This is a genomic window from Stenotrophomonas nematodicola (genome assembly GCF_009467805.1).
Taxonomy (GTDB): Bacteria; Pseudomonadota; Gammaproteobacteria; order Xanthomonadales; family Xanthomonadaceae; genus Stenotrophomonas; species Stenotrophomonas nematodicola.
Window position 1 is genome coordinate 137,439 of sequence record NZ_WIAY01000006.1, and the last position, 16,010, is coordinate 153,448.

General features: G+C 61.2%; 15 protein-coding genes. 8 read left to right on the top strand and 7 right to left on the bottom strand.

Annotation, left to right across the window (positions count from 1 at the left end; genetic code table 11):
• Nucleotides 1-284 precede the first annotated feature (284 nt).
• The 5 genes from GDJ08_RS20245 to GDJ08_RS16500 all read left to right on the top strand — a co-directional run bounded on the left by GDJ08_RS20245 (nt 285) and on the right by GDJ08_RS16500 (nt 5,593).
• A complete protein-coding gene (locus tag GDJ08_RS20245) occupies nt 285-551 on the top strand; it encodes an HNH endonuclease (protein WP_226956584.1) in 267 nt (88 codons plus the stop codon).
• Nucleotides 541-1,338 carry a hypothetical protein gene (locus GDJ08_RS16485; protein ID WP_152151131.1) on the top strand — a complete coding sequence of 266 codons (798 nt, stop codon included), beginning with the start codon at nt 541-543 and terminating at the stop codon, nt 1,336-1,338. The genes GDJ08_RS20245 and GDJ08_RS16485 overlap by 11 nt, the downstream gene beginning before the upstream one ends.
• Nucleotides 1,339-2,105: 767 nt before the next feature.
• Complete coding sequence (locus GDJ08_RS16490) at nt 2,106-2,987, top strand: hypothetical protein (RefSeq protein ID WP_152151129.1); 882 nt, start codon at nt 2,106-2,108, stop codon at nt 2,985-2,987.
• 208 nt (nt 2,988-3,195) lie between these two features.
• A complete protein-coding gene (locus tag GDJ08_RS16495; protein WP_152151127.1) occupies nt 3,196-3,564 on the top strand; it encodes an H-NS histone family protein in 369 nt (122 codons plus the stop codon).
• Nucleotides 3,565-4,240: 676 nt separating this feature from the next.
• Nucleotides 4,241-5,593 carry a ComEC/Rec2 family competence protein gene (locus tag GDJ08_RS16500; RefSeq protein WP_152151125.1) on the top strand — a complete coding sequence of 451 codons (1,353 nt, stop codon included), beginning with the start codon at nt 4,241-4,243 and terminating at the stop codon, nt 5,591-5,593.
• A gap of 45 nt (nt 5,594-5,638) precedes the next feature.
• Here GDJ08_RS16500 and GDJ08_RS16505 read toward each other — a convergent pair whose 3' ends face one another.
• From GDJ08_RS16505 to GDJ08_RS16520, 4 genes are all read right to left on the bottom strand, one after another.
• On the bottom strand, nt 5,639-6,418 hold the full coding sequence (locus GDJ08_RS16505) for a hypothetical protein (RefSeq protein ID WP_152151122.1): 780 nt from the start codon (nt 6,416-6,418) through the stop codon (nt 5,639-5,641).
• Between the two features lie 16 nt (nt 6,419-6,434).
• Nucleotides 6,435-7,511: an MBL fold metallo-hydrolase gene (locus GDJ08_RS16510; protein WP_152151119.1), complete on the bottom strand. Its 1,077-nt coding sequence runs from the start codon at nt 7,509-7,511 to the stop codon at nt 6,435-6,437.
• 298 nt (nt 7,512-7,809) lie between these two features.
• Nucleotides 7,810-8,061 carry a hypothetical protein gene (locus GDJ08_RS16515; protein WP_152151117.1) on the bottom strand — a complete coding sequence of 84 codons (252 nt, stop codon included), beginning with the start codon at nt 8,059-8,061 and terminating at the stop codon, nt 7,810-7,812.
• Nucleotides 8,062-8,544: 483 nt separating this feature from the next.
• Complete coding sequence (locus tag GDJ08_RS16520; protein WP_152151115.1) at nt 8,545-8,856, bottom strand: DUF3892 domain-containing protein; 312 nt, start codon at nt 8,854-8,856, stop codon at nt 8,545-8,547.
• Between the two features lie 643 nt (nt 8,857-9,499).
• Here GDJ08_RS16520 and GDJ08_RS16525 point away from each other — a divergent pair.
• The 3 genes from GDJ08_RS16525 to GDJ08_RS16535 are packed head-to-tail and all read left to right on the top strand — an operon-like array spanning nt 9,500 to nt 10,293.
• Nucleotides 9,500-9,682: a hypothetical protein gene (locus GDJ08_RS16525; RefSeq protein WP_153165292.1), complete on the top strand. Its 183-nt coding sequence runs from the start codon at nt 9,500-9,502 to the stop codon at nt 9,680-9,682.
• A complete protein-coding gene (locus GDJ08_RS16530; RefSeq protein ID WP_153165293.1) occupies nt 9,667-9,942 on the top strand; it encodes a hypothetical protein in 276 nt (91 codons plus the stop codon). Before GDJ08_RS16525 ends, GDJ08_RS16530 begins: the two co-directional genes overlap by 16 nt.
• A gap of 6 nt (nt 9,943-9,948) precedes the next feature.
• Nucleotides 9,949-10,293: a colicin immunity domain-containing protein gene (locus tag GDJ08_RS16535; RefSeq protein WP_153165294.1), complete on the top strand. Its 345-nt coding sequence runs from the start codon at nt 9,949-9,951 to the stop codon at nt 10,291-10,293.
• Nucleotides 10,294-10,350: 57 nt separating this feature from the next.
• Here GDJ08_RS16535 and GDJ08_RS16540 read toward each other — a convergent pair whose 3' ends face one another.
• From GDJ08_RS16540 to GDJ08_RS16550, 3 genes are all read right to left on the bottom strand, one after another.
• On the bottom strand, nt 10,351-11,322 hold the full coding sequence (locus GDJ08_RS16540) for a DUF1684 domain-containing protein (RefSeq protein WP_153165295.1): 972 nt from the start codon (nt 11,320-11,322) through the stop codon (nt 10,351-10,353).
• Nucleotides 11,323-11,327: 5 nt separating this feature from the next.
• Entirely contained in the window at nt 11,328-14,339 is a 3,012-nt protein-coding gene (locus tag GDJ08_RS16545) for a TonB-dependent receptor plug domain-containing protein (RefSeq protein ID WP_153165296.1), read from the bottom strand.
• Between the two features lie 106 nt (nt 14,340-14,445).
• Nucleotides 14,446-15,636 (bottom strand): OsmC family protein, encoded by a 1,191-nt coding sequence (locus GDJ08_RS16550; protein WP_153165297.1) that lies wholly within the window; start codon nt 15,634-15,636, stop codon nt 14,446-14,448.
• Nucleotides 15,637-16,010: the final 374 nt, after the last annotated feature.

Below are 16,010 nucleotides of genomic sequence, written 5' to 3' on the forward strand. Positions count from 1 at the left end.
CACGGCACCTCAATGCGGGCTGCAGGTTGGAGATCAGGCCCACAATGCCTCTTTGATTAGGGCTTGCCGCGACCCGCGCTTACACCGTATAACCCGATTGTCAGTCGCAGAAGCGCAGGCTTGTGCTCGGCCACCTTAGGGGCCGGGCGCCCGAGGTCCACCCAATGGGGGCGCGGGAATCCTTATCGATTCCGGAGTCCACCATGACCAGCAAGACACTTAGAGCTCTCCGCACCCTTGCCTTCCAGGAACAGTCTGGTCGTTGCTACTACTGCGGCATGAAAATGTGGGAAGCCTCCCCGGATGAACTAGGTCTTCGCGCACGTTCGGCTGCTCCGTTCAGATGTACCGCTGAACACCTAGTTGCCAAGCAGGACGGGGGCAAAGACTCCAGGCACAACGTGGTAGCTGCTCACGCTACCTGCAATCACCGCAGGCACAAACGGGCAGCGCCCGCCCCATCTGCAGATGAGTTCAAAGTACTGGTGCTCCGTAGGGTCGCACAGGGAAAATGGTGGCCCTCTGCAAGGATGCCTTGGCATGACATTTGAACCCTCCACCCTGGATCAGATCCGATGGTCTGACCACAACTTCGTTGCCTTCGCTGGCTTAGACATGCATGCACTCACCATGTTCCGCGACGAAGTGGTGGCTCCTTCGCTGGACGCTTTAGAGCACAAGATTTCCGCACTGGAGCAAAGCGAGAACTCGGCCGAAAGAATCTTTGGAGCAGACTCATATGCAGCCCTTCATCACCGGACAGTTGAAGGCTTTCTGTTGACCACTCAATCCATGCATGAGAGAGGGATTCGTAGCCTTCTCCTTGCGATCGCCAAGCACAGGGCCTGGGACGCCCGCGCTCAACGAGGCATTCAACGCAGCGACTGGTCTGAAGATAAGGCGGCCAGCATTCCGGGACACTTCAAGAAGCTGCTCGACGCTCCGATTCAGCTCTTCGGAGACTATCAAGACCTCAAGGTGCTCAGAGTATTGGCTAACGCTCTACGCCATGGGGATGGATCCTCCGCCGAAGAACTCCATACGTTGTGCCCATCGCTCTGGTCCCATTGGCTGGCCCCCGGCACCGTGTTGAGCATCGCCGGCATCGAGATCAGCGTCCCAGCTGGTGCGCCATCCCACCCCATCTTCGCCGCTATTACGCTCCCTCGCAGTTTGTTGGAGCAGATGCTTTTCTCTGTTGTCGCCTTCTGGGAGGACATAGAATTTGTTAGGTGCAACTCTTTCTCCCAGAGGGATGCATCGACCGAGAGCCACATTGCGGCGCTCCGAAATAAGCGTACTCACCGGCACTCGGCTCGCGTATGGAGTCCGGGATGATGTCCGGGAGGCCTGATCGATGAACATGGCAAAGCGCCCCCATGCTTAGGGCGGGCGCACTGGATAACCAAGCCCGACAGCAATCGCCAAGCAAGTAATTGGCCCTGACTAAGACGAGGCGCGATGGGCCTGTTTGACTCAAGGACGTCGGGCCCACAGACCAAACTACCCGACATCCCGCATCCTCGCCGATGGACATTCCACCCGCCGACTGGACGCGCGATGCACCGTCCTCCACAGGGCCTGCATGGGGCTAATTGACATGTGCACCGCTCGCGATAGATTGCGACCGGAGACTGGAAAATGCACCAAAAAAAACACACAAAATACTTTGACTCCTGCGGGTTTCGGCTGACCTCCGGGCGTTCTGCTTACATCCTCGCAGTTTGCGCTGATCGGGAGCCCTCGGATCTGGGGCGTTCGCTGTGCGGAGAACATGACACGCTGGAGGAGGTATGGAATGCATGGCAGGTCGCCACCATACGCGCCCTGCAATACGAGGCGTGTGACCAGTGGATTGACAGATTGATTCAGGAAGGTCGCACCGATGACCACCGACGAGTGATAGAGGCACTTAAATCCGCACCCCGCCTTCCCCGAGATCTACAGGATGAGATGGATATCATGCTGATGAGTCTTCCACATCTCCCGACGAACTGGCACCAAACTGCCAAGCGACTGCTGACCCAACGCTCCGCGCCTTAATGACGTTGCAAGGCGATCTATAAGGCGACATCATCTGGTCATGCTTCCCAATGGATAGGCAGATGATTGCAAGAGGCGAGAACAACAAGAGCTACACAGAGTTGGACATCGCGAAGGCCAAGGAGCTGGCAGAAATGCGCTCGACTGTTCTTCGCAATGAGCAACAACAGATCGTTGTTCCGGTAAACCATCCAACGAGCAAGCACTTCAGGGTCATTGGAAGTGCTCCGGCAGAACGCCTACTTGGCGATGCTCATAACTCGACGCATAACAAATGCATAATCTATTTGAAGCGCATGTTGGAGAAGTCTGGCGATGCATTTCAGATCGTCACTCTGGTTCCGACTTTCAGCGCTTACATCCACCCTAAAAGTGGACGAGTCGCGGCAAAGAAGAATGAGAAGAAGCGGTATGATTTCCAGCCAATCTTCAAGTCACGGGCCGGCAGCGACTACAAATGGTTCACGGGATCGGATGCACGGGTTCGCTATCCAGACGGCAGCTACATTGAATCAGATCTTTGCGGCAAAGCCACATCTTCATTTTGCGCCAGTCACTCTCAACCGGACATTGTTTTGGAGGTCATTCGGAAGCATCCTCCGGACTTCGCCACATTTGAGAAGCTCCTTGAACTATCAAGGAATAATACGTTCGTTCTTTTCTTCATCATTCCGGAAGACGACGTTGAGTCACAGATGAACCGTGCATGGCCGATTCCTCAACTTGACCTCCGCGTGTCCTTTTACCTCAAGGATGGGCTGTTTTATGAGTCGGGCATCCACATCCCAGAGACAGGAGCCACCCGTTTAGAGGCCTACGCACAACTGGTCACCGGGGTTCTGGACAGCACCAAGAAGGAGGTCCTCAGCATCCAGAAATACGAGGCCAGACGCAACAGCGCCCAGACCACTCTTGACTCTGCCGCAGTCCATAAGAAGACATAGCGCCTCCAAAGCACATCGTTAGTGAATCCCGGAACTACGGGCAACAGGGGTTACGAATTTACTGCCTGCGGCCTTGTCGAAGATGCTCCGTTGCACGATAAGCCTGGGCGAGCTTGACCCGCGTGCACCTACAGCCCACCACGGAGGCACTGGAGATAGTGCAGCTTCCGGACTAATCTTGGCCCTCCCATCCCTAGCAAAACTTCTCATGAGCATTGATCTTAGCGGCCTGTCGGCCAAGGACTTGCGCTCCTTAATCACCGCAGCTGAAAAGCAACAGACCAAAGTCCTCACGCGCCCCAAGGCCTCCGCTATGCGCGCCAAGATCAACAAATACGTGCGTGACCATGGCTATACGATTGAAGAGCTATACGGAGCGCCGGCCAACTTGACGGACCCGCCGGCGAAAAAGAAAGGGGGAAGGAAGTCGACAAAGTCGAGTGGCGGCAAGGTGGCTCCTAAATATCGGAACCCCGCCAACGCAAGCGAAACGTGGACCGGCCGCGGCAGGCAACCCCGATGGATGGCAGCCCTAGTAAACAGCGGCAAGTCACCCGCTGATTTCTTGATCAAGTAAGCAAGAGGCCGCTGGCCTGCGTGAAGGCGCCAGCGGGCCCGAACCCAAGCTCTCGGCAGTCCTTTTGCCTCGGACATAACTGTCGCCCTCTAAACGCGACATTTAGACGGGGCGCGACTAGACGTGGGCGACCTGCCTGGTTGAGACCAGGGCGTGGGATCGCCCCCTCACCAAGCCGCGCGTCCGCACCCGTGCTCTGACTGATTAGTGAGACCGCCTACTTGATGAGCCCGGCGCAAGAAAGGCTAAATTGCCCACGCTCAGTTTGCTCCTACGCCGTAGTGGGCTGGAAGCAAGTGGTTCTTGCGTTGTGTGTCCCTCGAACGGGCAACACTACACGCCGTTTGCCAAGGGCGCAGGCGGAGGCAAGCAAGGAGCTAGAGCTCAAGAAGGGCTCGGATGGAGAGCCTAGGCGTACAGTCTCACAGATTTCTAGCTGTCACCCCCCCCCAAGGCCCCGGTGCGAGGCTATTGAGCTAAGCTCTCGCCATGCCCCTTGGCTTGAATGGCTATGAGAGGCAATGAGGGTTGTCCGGAGGTGTCTGGATGAGTTGGTGCAGAGCCCCGTCGATGGCGCCACCAACGCAGGCCTCGTCCCCCAAGCTTAGCCGACCAGCAATATGACCGGGCGTATAGAGCGCAGCATTCAATGCAATTGGCTTACATGGAGTTTCCGATGAACCCGCATTTCTCGTTCGACGCACCGGAGCGCACCCGCCCGAAGGGACTGTATGCGCAAGTGGATTTTATCGAACCGTTGGGCGAAGGGTTGGCCTTGGTCGGCTTGGACGGGGTGGAGGCGGAGTGGTTCGCCGAATTCAGCGAGCGCTGTGGTCTGAACAACAATGCCGCGAGCGCCGACGCATGCGAGGAGTTCTTTCAAGAGGCACCGCTGTTCCACCTGCAGCTGACCATATTCTTCGACGAGGCGAATCGCCGGTTTAGGCCAAAGGCCAGGCGCTGGATGTTTCTTGAGCTTTCCGATGAGGGCCAACTACTCGGGCAACTGTATCCGAACCTCTTTTCCCCGCCCCAGACTGTGGCATTTGACGCTTTGCGCCTTCCACTGATGCACCGCAGGAGTCAGCAGCTGAACAACCTCATGTTTTTTCCAAGCAAAGCTCTGATGTCCCGCGCAAGGCCCAAGCCCAAGCCCACGGCCCGGCACATTGAGGAGCTAGCGGTGCTCGATGTGGGCCAGGGGTCGGCCAATGCATTGCTGTGCCGCGAAGGCGTTGCGCGCATCTACTTTGACGTGGGCTGCGGCGTATACCGCAATGCTCCCACGCGGCCACCGAACATCAGCTTCTGCCAGTGCGCGGACCCTATTGTTGTCCTTTCCCACTGGGACGCAGACCATTGGGCTGGAGCCACCATTGATACAGGCCTTCTGACGCGCACCTGGATTGCCCCCATCCCAGAGACGATCAAACACATTGTGTTCCTGATGAACATTTGGGCCGCGGGAGGAAGAACGCTTCTGCTCAGCACTTCGGCCACTGTTCGCCTAGGTTCTGGAATCAAGCTCGTTCGTTGCAAAGGGCCTGCAGGTGACCGCAATGAGTCAGGACTGGCGCTGATCGCCGAGCGCAGAGGCAAGCGTTGGCTGTTGCCTGGCGATGCCAGTTACCACAACATTCCAGGGGCCCTAAAACATCCCATTACGGGCTTGGTGGCCACCCACCACGGGGCCCGCGTCCATGGCGCCGGCGCTCCGGTGCCCTTGCCGGCGCTCGACTACGCCCGGTTGGCCTATTCCTTCGGCCCTGGTAACGCGCACGGAAAGTACGGGGTCTCCCACCCTCGCCCTGCGGGAGTGCACGCGTATGATGCAGCCGGCTGGACTCACACTGGCTGGGCCGTTCCCGCGCCTGGCAACGCTAACGTCGGCCCTCCGGGTCACGCCCGAGCAACGGCACACCACCCCACCACTCATTTGGATGGCATCCGCATCGGCTGGACCGTGCCAGCCGGCGCGCTCCCGCACTTGGCCGCCTGCCCAAAGGCAATGGCCCTTACGCAAACGTAGGGGCATCCCGCCATTCCATTCAGCAACGCGCCGGAGCAGTCCCCGTCACGGCGATTGGCTGCTGGGAAGACGATCAAACGCTGTCAAAAGCCTCTCAGCGTATGCGTAGGCCGCGCTCTCGACGCGGCAATGACTGAAGCTGCTACACCACAGGAAGAGCAACACCCCCGAAACCAGCAGTGTCGTGCCGCCCTCAAAGCCTGGGTGCAGCAGCGACGACCAAGTAAAAGCAAGCGGATTGAGGGTCAACGCTCCGGTCATAAGCAGGCCCACGAGCACGCCGGCGGCAGAGGTCGCCACGCCAAATGGGCGCAGCGCCGACATGTTCCGGAAGAAGCCGTAGGAGATGTTCTCCTTAAACACCAACGCTTCCGTGCCGCGAGTCCTCTCCCGCAGCTTGGCAACAGCGTCCTCGTAAGCATGGTCGGCCTTGCCCGGGCTGCCCCTTTCCTTGGCAGCCGACGGAACCTCTGCTTTCAGCTTTTCCTGGATCGCCTTGTGATACCCGGCCTTCGTAACAGGGTTCAGTCGCTCGTTTCGGTGACGAAGAAGAATAGTGGAAGGCATGCCTCCCCACTTCCTGACCAACTTCTCTTCGAGCTTCTTGCCCTGGAAGCGCACCACGCTGGAGAGCAAGAACGGCGCGCAGAAAGTCGCAATGACGGTCGCCACAACCTGCATAGTGTCGAGCTCGTCTCGAAACGCTGCAATGAAGGACACGGTCAGCGGCATCAGCACGATCAGAGCAGGAGCAAGCCTAGCGTTGCGATCATAGGGATCCGATACTTGGGCAAGCAGCTGACCTAGAGCAATAGGATTGGACACGTTGGTCTTCGCTCCCTCAGTCCTGCTCGTAGTCGGGCGGATACGGGGTCTGCTCGATGCTTCCCCAGTTGGCCCGCGAGATGCCGGTGGAGAGCAACACATCCCGACCTTCCGTGGCACAGAAATGTGCACCCCGGTGGATCATCGCGCGCACCACGACTTTCCTAGGGTGCGCCGTGTCGGCCTTGGCGGAACTGCACACCGCATTGAAGTTGTACCCGTCCTCCTGGGACTGTAGCGGCTCGCCCAACCAGCGGTTGAGGACCTCGGTGTTGACGTTTCGACGCCCCCCGTGGTGTGGCACTTGAAATCCCCAGACGCCAGGCAGCGTCCCACCCATCGCCTCCAAGTGGTCGGCGGCTTCAGTGAGGCCGTTACGACCCGTGTCTCCAGTCAGAAGCACGCGCTTGCCATTGATGACGATGGTCTGCACCACGCTCATCTCGTTCTCTTCGCTGGTCCCACCGACTGGGAAGAATTCCTGCCCCCACAAACCCTGTACCAAGTTCTTGGCAGCCTTGGCCAACGCAGCCAAGCCTTCGAGAGACGCCTCGACGAGCGTGCGCTCCCTCGCTGCCTCTGGCGTGCGCTCGGATGCGACCACGAGGTCCAAGTAGCGGGCACGCGTCGGGGCCAGCACCAAAAAATCGCCGATGCAGGCGCCTTGGAACGGGTCGCGGATAGGGATGTTCTTCTCAAGCGCAAGTTCCTCCAGCGCCGCCGGCCCCGGATACAGCTTGCGCAGGCGACTACGCAGAGCATCCACGGAGTTGTAGGTCTCAAACCGGGGGAGAAGCTCTTGCGCATAGAGCCAAGGCCGATGCATCCAAAGCTCCCCCACTTCGCAACGCTCAAGGACCTTGCGCAGGCCGTTTGCGTGATCGCTGTCCGGATGGGTCAGCACCACCGAGTCAACCTTGCCGGTACCGTAGTGCTTGGCGATGTGTTCGACCAGGCGATCACCGGTCTCCAGGTAGCCACCATCCACCACATGGATCCGGGTCTGCCCATTCAACTCGTAACGCACGCCAATGGCGTCACCGCTTTTGGAAGTTTCAACCCCTAAGAAATCCAACTCGATACTATCAGCCACGTTTAGCCCCCTGTTGGCTAAGGTTACTCATCTGAGCAAGGTTGAGACGAAATGCTCCGCCCGTTGGCGGGAACCGCCATCAGAGGAGAATCTTCTATTAAAAAGGCCCTGAATACAGACGGGCCATGCACCACAAAGCCGCCAAGACCTGCCGGCCTAGTTCGCCGCCACTGGCAGCCGCCCGTCCTTGCTTTTCCAGGCATGGGGCAATGCTAGCCGCGCCCGCTACATTCCAACTAAAGCCAACTTCCAACATGACTTTTCCGTCGTCATGCAATCGTTGACAGGCCTGTGCGGGTCAATAGACCGCCTTCCCCATAGCGACCAAGGCTGCACGCAGCCCATCGGAACCGAACTTCGCCAGCAGCGCGGCGGCCATGTTTGGATCCAGCGCACAGTAGGACATGTAGCCCTTCTCGTTAAGGTAGAGCGCATAGAACCCGCTAAGTTTGGGCTGACCGAGCACCTCGTAGACGCCCTCTTCCAAGATTGGAATGTGGAGATGCTTTGGCGTGCCATCCGTGTGCCTGGACTGCACCTTCTCACTCATCCACTGCCGCCTGCCATCCGGAAAATATCTACGAACCACCGACTTTTTCTCCGACTTGTTGCACTGGAGAAAGATGCCTCGCTGTCCTCCAACCGTGCCCAACGTCAGCTTATCTCTGTACGACACCCTTGACGCCTCCAACTTCTCTGTTAGAAATCCACCAATCCACCGAACGGGCACAGCAACCGATGTACTGGCTTGAAATTTATTCACGGCACGTTGGCACAGCCCGCGTGGAAGGCCTAAGTAAGGCTCAACTCGACGCCATCGCCCCTTTCCTGGGCGGAGCAGGCCTTGCCAGCTCCTTCGGCATTTACCACCCTGATGGAAGCACAGAACTTCTGGGAGGTTGCCTGGCCGCCTCGTTGGAGGAGGACGGCGTGCACTACCTGCACATTGAGACTCCGGATATCACCCATTAAGCACCCGGCCAACATCGTGTTCATACGCATTTTGACCTGAGCCTCGGGTCGCAAGACCCGCTCAGAAAGTGGGCAACTTCTCCAGGTTGTCGCGCGTCGATTCATCCCGCACGGTCTTGAGGTAATCGGTCTTGACCGACATAATCTCCAGCGCCGCACCGAGCCGCCACCCACCGTCCGGCTTCCGGACGATGGTAGTGAAAGTCACATTCTTTTCGACCGACTCGATGACTTGAGGACGCGTCACGTCGCTGTAGCTACCTTCCTTGAAGGTGCCGTTGGTCTTATCAACCCTATGCACACGCAGCTTTGCAATGTGCGAGCCATCGCTGTTGTATTGCACAGCGGAAACATAGAAATCAGGATGCGCCACTTAGACATTTCCTTAACAAAATGCTCGGCGACATTAAACGACTCTTGCTTGCTTTATACAATAGGAAATTCCCTACCCCCGACTAAAGGCGAAAGGAGTCAAGAAAATGACACCCGGCGCTACAAAGGGGCCCACCCAGCAACGCATTGCAGATGACCTACAAATCCGAGCAACTTAATTCGGGCATGCAAACCTGCTCAGCATACCTATATGCCTGGCAAAAGATCGGAGTAGCCGTCAGAATTCTGACTCACTATTTACCTCCGAAAGCGCATTGGACAAGCCTGCTAGATGCGCGCTGTGCCTGTAGAGTCAAGCAGTCCTGATAGCCGCATCGTTCCTACTGGCACCTTAGTCTCCTACAGCGCTGGCCCGCCCCCCCCTACCCCCCCCTAGCAATACTGCTGCCCGGACCCGCCCTAGCATCCAGACGCTCCAGACGCTCCAGACGCTTACCCAACATGCCGCCTTGATATCCGCCGCCATGACCTGCGTAACGGCGCTGATCTGGATCATTTACGTCAGCTTCTTCCTGCGTAGTTACAGGCGCCAGCAGCTGCCGCCGATCCTGATCACCTAGGGCGGCAGGCGGGATCTGGCTGCCCACTGCTTCGTCACCAATCTGGGCCTGGAGCCGGTCTACATGCTGGACGTGGTCATCAATCTGATCGAGTCGAACGGCAACGTGGTCCGCGCCGTCATCCCCGAACGCAATGAACGCTGGAACGATGCGTGCCCCGGCGAGGACGACGATGCGCGCCGCGCCACCAACGTGCGCGCATTGAGCAGCGGCGGCGAGCGGGACCTGAGGTGGTTTCGGCCCTGATCGACCGGGCCTGCACGGAGAATCCCGCGATCAAGACGGAAGTGGCGTTCAACGGCCTGGAAGTCACGGTGACCACGGTGACGGCAAGCCAGGCCGAGCTCTGCGGCGCCTCGCAATGCTATCGGATCGAGCACCGCGAGGATGGCAAACGGCGGCTGCGCCCGCAGTTGATCAAGGCGCGGCAGTTGCACGGATACTTCGCCCGCAAGAGTCTGACGCGCCTGCTGACGGCGCAGCTGGGTGCCGAGGATGTGGGATGAACCCGGGTGTATGATGCACTCGGCCCGCACGTGCCACTGGAGCATCTGGACATCAGGGGTTTGAAAGTGACAGAACCACGGCAGATGTATGAGGTGCTGATCAGACGCTTCCTTGCGAGGGAAGTGGATATGGATGATTTCAGCCTGCAGTTCATGACCTTGTTCAAGAACCACGGTATCCGCCCCGAAGGCGAGTTCGCCGTATTGGACACGCTGTTTGGCGACGTCGATTCGTTTACCCGGGATGTGGCGGTGCTTGAAGCGGAGCCAGATTTCTATCTGACAGAGGCGCAGCTTCGCGATCGCGCCGCATTCGCGCTGCAGGCGCTGGAAGATCTGGCCCCGGAGTGAATCAGCCAAGCGTGCGGCGCTGTGGCACGCGGTCGCGCACGACTGCGGCCAAGGTGCTCAGCGCTGGGCGAGCGCGTATTTCTTCTCGCCCGCCAGCACTGCCAGCCGTACGCGCTGACCCCGGCCATCTTCCGCCGCCAAGCGGTTCTCCGGCGGCGGAAGCGGGCAGGTGGCGAAATCCGTGTAAGCACAGGGCGGGTTGTAGGCGCGATTGAAATCCAGCGCGACCGTGCCGTCCGCCGCCACGGGGCCGGTGCGAAGATAGCGCCCGACGCCATACGTCTGCCGGCCAGTTGTCTGGTCCTGGAACATCAGATTCAGGCTTTTCGCCGGATCACCCAGTGCCTCCAACCGCCACGGGCGGCCGTCCTGTTCGAACAGCACGTATCCGGGGTTGGGAGTATCGGCGACCTCACCGATCACGCTCACGATCGGCAGGGTCTTGCCGGCCGGGTGCGGAACGAACCGTGCCTGCACACGCCAGCGCTCATCGGGCGGGAAGAAATCCAGTCCGGTGAACTGCAGCCGCGCCGGCGCATCGGCGTGGCGCACCCGCAAGGCCACGCGCTGGCCGCGCCTGATCACGGTGATCTGACCTTTGCCCTCGTCATAGGCCAGCCTGGTCCCACCGCCCTGTCCCTCAGGCTTCAAGCGCACCTCGCCCTGCACGGGTGTGCCGTCGGAAGTGACGCGCGCGCCTTCAACGGGCGTGAAGTACACGCCGTCCGGGCGCTTCTCCACCTGGCCCAGTCGATCCGGTGCGATGGCCAACTGGAGGGTGTTGCCCTCGCCCGCGCCGACGCTTTGCGTTCGGGCTTCGATCCAGTGCAACCCGATCAGGCTGATCCAGCCATCGGCCTTGCCCAAGTCCGCCGCACGGCCTTTTACCCATGCGGCATGCTCGCCCGCGAAATCCGGCGCAGGCGGCGCGGTGGCCGACGCCTGCGCCGCGGTGGGGTCGCCCCGGGGGCTGCAGGCAACCGCAGCCAAGGCGAGCAGCAGGCAGGTGACACGTGTATAGGTCTTCATGCGGATCACCAGTTCTTGGAAATGCCAACGTGCAGATAACGTCCGTAGGTTTCGTGCAACGCGCTCAGATAATTGCCCGAGGCATTGAGCGGCGGTTCTTCATTGAACAGGTTGCGTGCGCCGACTTCCACCGAAGTGCCTTTGAGGCGCCCTGCGTTGAAATCCCTCTTCACCGACAGCGCCCACCGCTGGGTGGCCTTGACGACGTAGGGCGTGCGGTCGGAATACGCGCCGGCCTTGACGCTGCCGATGCAATCGTCGCGCAGGCGGACCGTCCAGTCCTGCAGGTTCCAGATGAACGTGGCGCTACCGCGCCATTCCGGCTTGGCGCCGTTGATGCCGACCTCGTTGGCCGCGCCTAGGTCGGGCGCGATGATGTTCAACTGCCCGTTCCCGATGGCGGCCGCCACCTGCTGGATCTCGGCCGGCTTCTGCTGGGTGTATTCCTTGAGCTGACTGACGCTGAGCAGGACCGCGAAGCTGCCCCACGCCGTGTCGCGCACGCGCCAAGTGAAGTTGTAGTCCACGCCCGAGGCCGTCAGCGGCCGGCGGTTCTGGTACCGGTTGTAGATGTGCGTCACTACGCCCGCCGGCGCAAGCCCGGACCCTTCAAACAGCGCCGCGTCTTCGGCGGTTACCGCTGCACGCACTACGTTGGGGTTGCTGCTGCCTTCCACCACGCGCAGGTAGGCGTCGTACAGCAGTTCCTCGCCCAGGGTGTTGATCGGATTCTCCACTTCCACCCGCCACGCATCCACGCTCAGGCTGATCGCGCCCAGCCGCTCCGGCAGGAACTGCGGCTCCAGCACCGCGCCCCATGACGACTGGCGGGTGGTCTCAGGCTTCACGTCATCGCCGTAGGAGGTTACCGCGCTCACCGACGGCTTGACCTGCGAACCGCTGCTGTAGGCATTCAAGCAGGCGCTGTAATCCGGCTGCGCCCCCTTGCTGATCAACGCATGGCAGCGGATCGCATCGTTGTTGAAGCCGAACCCGTAGGTCGGCGGCGAGTTCACCAGCTCCAGCCCCGGCGCGCGGAAGCCGCCGCTGACCGAGCCACGCAGCAGCACGCTGTCATTCACCTTCCAGGCCGCCGCCAGTTTCGGCTTGGCCACCTTGCCGGCATCGCTGTAATCCTCCCACCTGCCCGCGATCTGCAGGTCCAGCGACTGCACCAGCGGCACCTCCTGCGCAGGCGAGATCAACGGCACCGCCAGTTCGATCAGGGCGGATTTGACGTTGCGGCTGCCGTGCACATCCGGCCGCGGGCTATGCGTGAAGAAATTGCTGGCCGCAACGGTGCCGGTGTACCAATCCGTATACGGACGGCTGCCGTCGATGTTTTTGTCGCGATCATCGGTGCGGCTTTCATACCGGTACTCGACACCCGCCGCCAGGCCGATGTCGCCGGCGTACCAGCTGAACAGGTCCGGACGGTTGATCTTGAAGTCCCACAGTGCCAGCTCGGTCGTGCCTTCGCGGGTCGCCTCGCCAATGAACGCCGAGGTGTCGTAGGGCGTGGCATCCCCCACCCGAATGCTGGCCGGATCACCGCCACTGAACGGGTTGTAGGCATCGGCGTCGGTGCGGTTCACGGCGGCGATGAAGGCATCGGTCAGCGCGCCCTGCTGCGTGTCGGTGCTGCGGGCGCGGGAGTACAGCAAGGCCGTTTCCCAGTTCCAGCCCCCTTCGGTCCATCCGCGAAGGCCCAGCAGGACGCGCGACTGATCGTTGTCCACCTTCACCCGGCGGATCCCCGAATCCGCGAACTGGTAGTTCAGCAGCCGGATCGCATCGGCACCGCGCAGGGACTCGGGCACCCAATACGCATCCGGCCGGATGTGCAGCAGGAACCCGTCCCCGCCGAAACCCGACTCGCTGCTCACCCAGGATTCGGAGGTGGCCCGGTAGTAGCCCAGCTCACCGAACAACTGCATGCTGTCGGTGAGATCGAAGCGACCGCTGGCGAACACATTTCCCTTGCGGATGGACGGTGACGAGGTGATGCCCGGCTCGGCGGCCGAATCATAGTGATAGCGCGTTGGCACCGTGCCGGAAATCAGCGCGCCGGTGGCCGGGTCGACGTGCCAGCTGCCGGTGCGCCGGCCATTGGCGTAGGTGTCGAAATGACCCCACGGCGTTCGCGTGCTGAAGCCGGCCGTGCCGTCGGGATCGGGCACGCTGGTGCCATCGCCCAGCGGCCGGCGACCGTCGGTCGCGGTGAACCAAGCATCGGAATTGCGCTGCGCCGTGCGCCTGGAAACGCCATACAGCACCGAGATGTTGCCGCGGCCTTCGGCAAAGTCACTGCCGAAGTAGCCGTCCAGGGAGACATCTTCGCGGTGGCCGTCCGAGACCTTGCCGTAGTTCACCTTGATGCCACCCCCATTCTGCAGGTTGCTCGGCGTCACCAGATCGACCACGCCGGCCACGGCGTCGGAGCCGTAGATCGAGGCCGCACCGTCGAGCAGCAGGTTGACGCGCTCCAGGCCGAAGGTCGGAATCGCATTGGCGTTGTAGGTGGTGTCATCGCCGCTGTTGCTGATCGGGTGCTGCACGGTACGCCGGCCGTTGATCAGCAGCAGCGTGTACTTGGCGCCGAGGTTGCGCAGGTTGATCGAGCCCACGTCGCCGCGGGCGACATTGGAGTTCCGCCCTGCGTTGGTGGTGCCCTTTTCCGTGACGGCGACATCACCGAACTGCGGCAGGCTGCGGAACAACTCGTTGCCGTTGGTGGCCCCGGTGGCATCGATCTGTTCCCGGTCCACGGCCACCACCGGCAGCGCCGCCTGCGCGCCGCCACCGGCGATCTGCGAGCCGAGCACCGTGACCTTGTCCAACAGCCGGGCATCGGTCCGCTGCCGTTCCGGATCAAGCGCCGCCTCTTCCGCCGCCTGCGCCCCGGGCGCCAGCAGCGTGCACAGGGCAAGCGCCAGACGGCCGCGACGCGGCAGCAGCCCCTGCACGTCGTACCACGGATGCTTCACGGCCGGCTGCGAACGAAGAACGCGCGTCATTGAGTAGTCCCAAGTCGTTTTCTGAGGGCACGGCGGACCCGGGCGTCCCCGCCCACGGTGTCCCCGGGAGAATCGCGGCCGGCAGGGCCGCGGCGCGCAGGTGCGCTTAGTCGTTCACTTCCGCATACGCGCCGCGGACGATGCGGCCTTCCAGCTTCTGCTCGTCCTTGACCAGGTTGTAGAGCGGACAGGTGGCTTCGACCGACTGACGCAGCGCGTCGATCTCTTTTTCGGACGCCGGCGATTCAATCCGCACCTTGTAGCGGATGTCGCTGTAGCGGGCCGGCGCGCGGACATTGCTGCCGAAGCGCGGGCTTAGCTGCCCATCAACGGTGAGTTCCAGCACATCCAGCAGCACGTTTCGTCCCGCCGCCTGCACCTCGAAAATGTGGGTCAGGCAGGTGCCGGTCACGCCGAGCAGGTGTTCCTCCACCGTGGGCGCCAGCCCGTAGCCAAGCAGGCCGGGCGCGCTGTCGTGCAGTTGCTGGTGGTAGCCATCCTTGCCCAGGAACACGCGACGCAGCCCGGTGCGCGGTTCGACATGGGCACGCGCCACCAGCGTTTCCGCCTCGGCTTTTTCCTTGCCGGCGGCCGGCTTGCCTTGCCTGGCCAGCACGGCCGGGCGCTTCTCTTCGGTGATGAAATCACGCAGGCCAGGCGGAAGCCCGGGATCGCGCACCGCCGCGCTGTGGATGTATTCGACCTCGGCGTGGCTGACCTGCTGCGGCTGTGTCACCAGATCGATGGCCGAGGAATTGGCGTGCACCGCGCGCTTGAGCGTGTCGAGCTGCGCATCGGTGGCCGGCGAGTCGATGTAGGCCACGTAGGAAAGATTGTTGGGATACGCCAGGGTCTCGCTCTTGCGCTCCGGGATGCTGGTGAACACCACATCCAGCGCATCCAGTGGTACGCCCTGCAGGGCCGCCTGCACGATGTACTCATCGGCCACCGAGCTGGCCAGCGTGCCGACCAGCGAATCCCAGGAACCGGCACCCAGGTTGTAGCCTGCGTAATTGCGGCCACTGTCGCTGATGTACTGGAACTCGCCGGTCGGCCCGATACGCAGGCGGCGTACGCCGGAGCGGCTTTCGGCGATGACCTTGGCATGGATCTTCGTGGGCGGCACCACCCGCGCCGACTGTGTCTGGATGGCAGCGCGCTTGGCCGTCAGATAATCGCGCAGTGGTGATGCCTTGTCCTGCGCCGCAGAGGTCAGCGGGGCCGCCAACAGCAGTGTGGCAGACAGGAGGGTCGCGGCGACAACTTCGCGCGGCGGCGCATAACGGGCGATGGACATGGGGGGGGTGGGCTCCGGAAGCGATCTGAACAAGAGCCCACTCTTTCATGTTCGAACGCCACGTTTAAATAACTGTTGGCAATTCCCATATTAGTGGGGGGCGACAGGAACCATGGCCGACTGGCTCCTGCCTCAGTTCCGAGCCGGCATCGATTGCTGAGAATCCCTGTTTGATGCATCGCACCCATCGCTTAGGCAACTGCGCCCATCGAGCCAGCCCGAGGGTGTTCGTCCACTCGATCCTTGACGCGAGCTTGCAAGCGTACGCGCCCATCCATCCAATTCGACCCCAGCTCGGACTCCATCGAGCGGGTGCAGCGGGGGGGGGGCGCGGCTATAGTTCAGCGCTTGCAGCCTAAGCGAGCCATCCGTGG

Bases quoted from the DNA above. Each gene is read 5' to 3' on its own strand.
- GDJ08_RS20245 (WP_226956584.1), top strand. From the start codon at position 285: ATGTGGGAAGCCTCCCCGGATGAACTAGGTCTTCGCGCACGTTCGGCT.
- GDJ08_RS16485 (WP_152151131.1), top strand. From the start codon at position 541: ATGACATTTGAACCCTCCACCCTGGATCAGATCCGATGGTCTGACCAC.
- GDJ08_RS16490 (WP_152151129.1), top strand. From the start codon at position 2,106: ATGATTGCAAGAGGCGAGAACAACAAGAGCTACACAGAGTTGGACATC.
- GDJ08_RS16495 (WP_152151127.1), top strand. From the start codon at position 3,196: ATGAGCATTGATCTTAGCGGCCTGTCGGCCAAGGACTTGCGCTCCTTA.
- GDJ08_RS16500 (WP_152151125.1), top strand. From the start codon at position 4,241: ATGAACCCGCATTTCTCGTTCGACGCACCGGAGCGCACCCGCCCGAAG.
- GDJ08_RS16515 (WP_152151117.1), bottom strand. From the start codon at position 8,061: ATGAGTGAGAAGGTGCAGTCCAGGCACACGGATGGCACGCCAAAGCAT.
- GDJ08_RS16525 (WP_153165292.1), top strand. From the start codon at position 9,500: ATGCTGGACGTGGTCATCAATCTGATCGAGTCGAACGGCAACGTGGTC.
- GDJ08_RS16540 (WP_153165295.1), bottom strand. From the start codon at position 11,322: ATGAAGACCTATACACGTGTCACCTGCCTGCTGCTCGCCTTGGCTGCG.
- GDJ08_RS16545 (WP_153165296.1), bottom strand. From the start codon at position 14,339: ATGACGCGCGTTCTTCGTTCGCAGCCGGCCGTGAAGCATCCGTGGTAC.
- GDJ08_RS16550 (WP_153165297.1), bottom strand. From the start codon at position 15,636: ATGTCCATCGCCCGTTATGCGCCGCCGCGCGAAGTTGTCGCCGCGACC.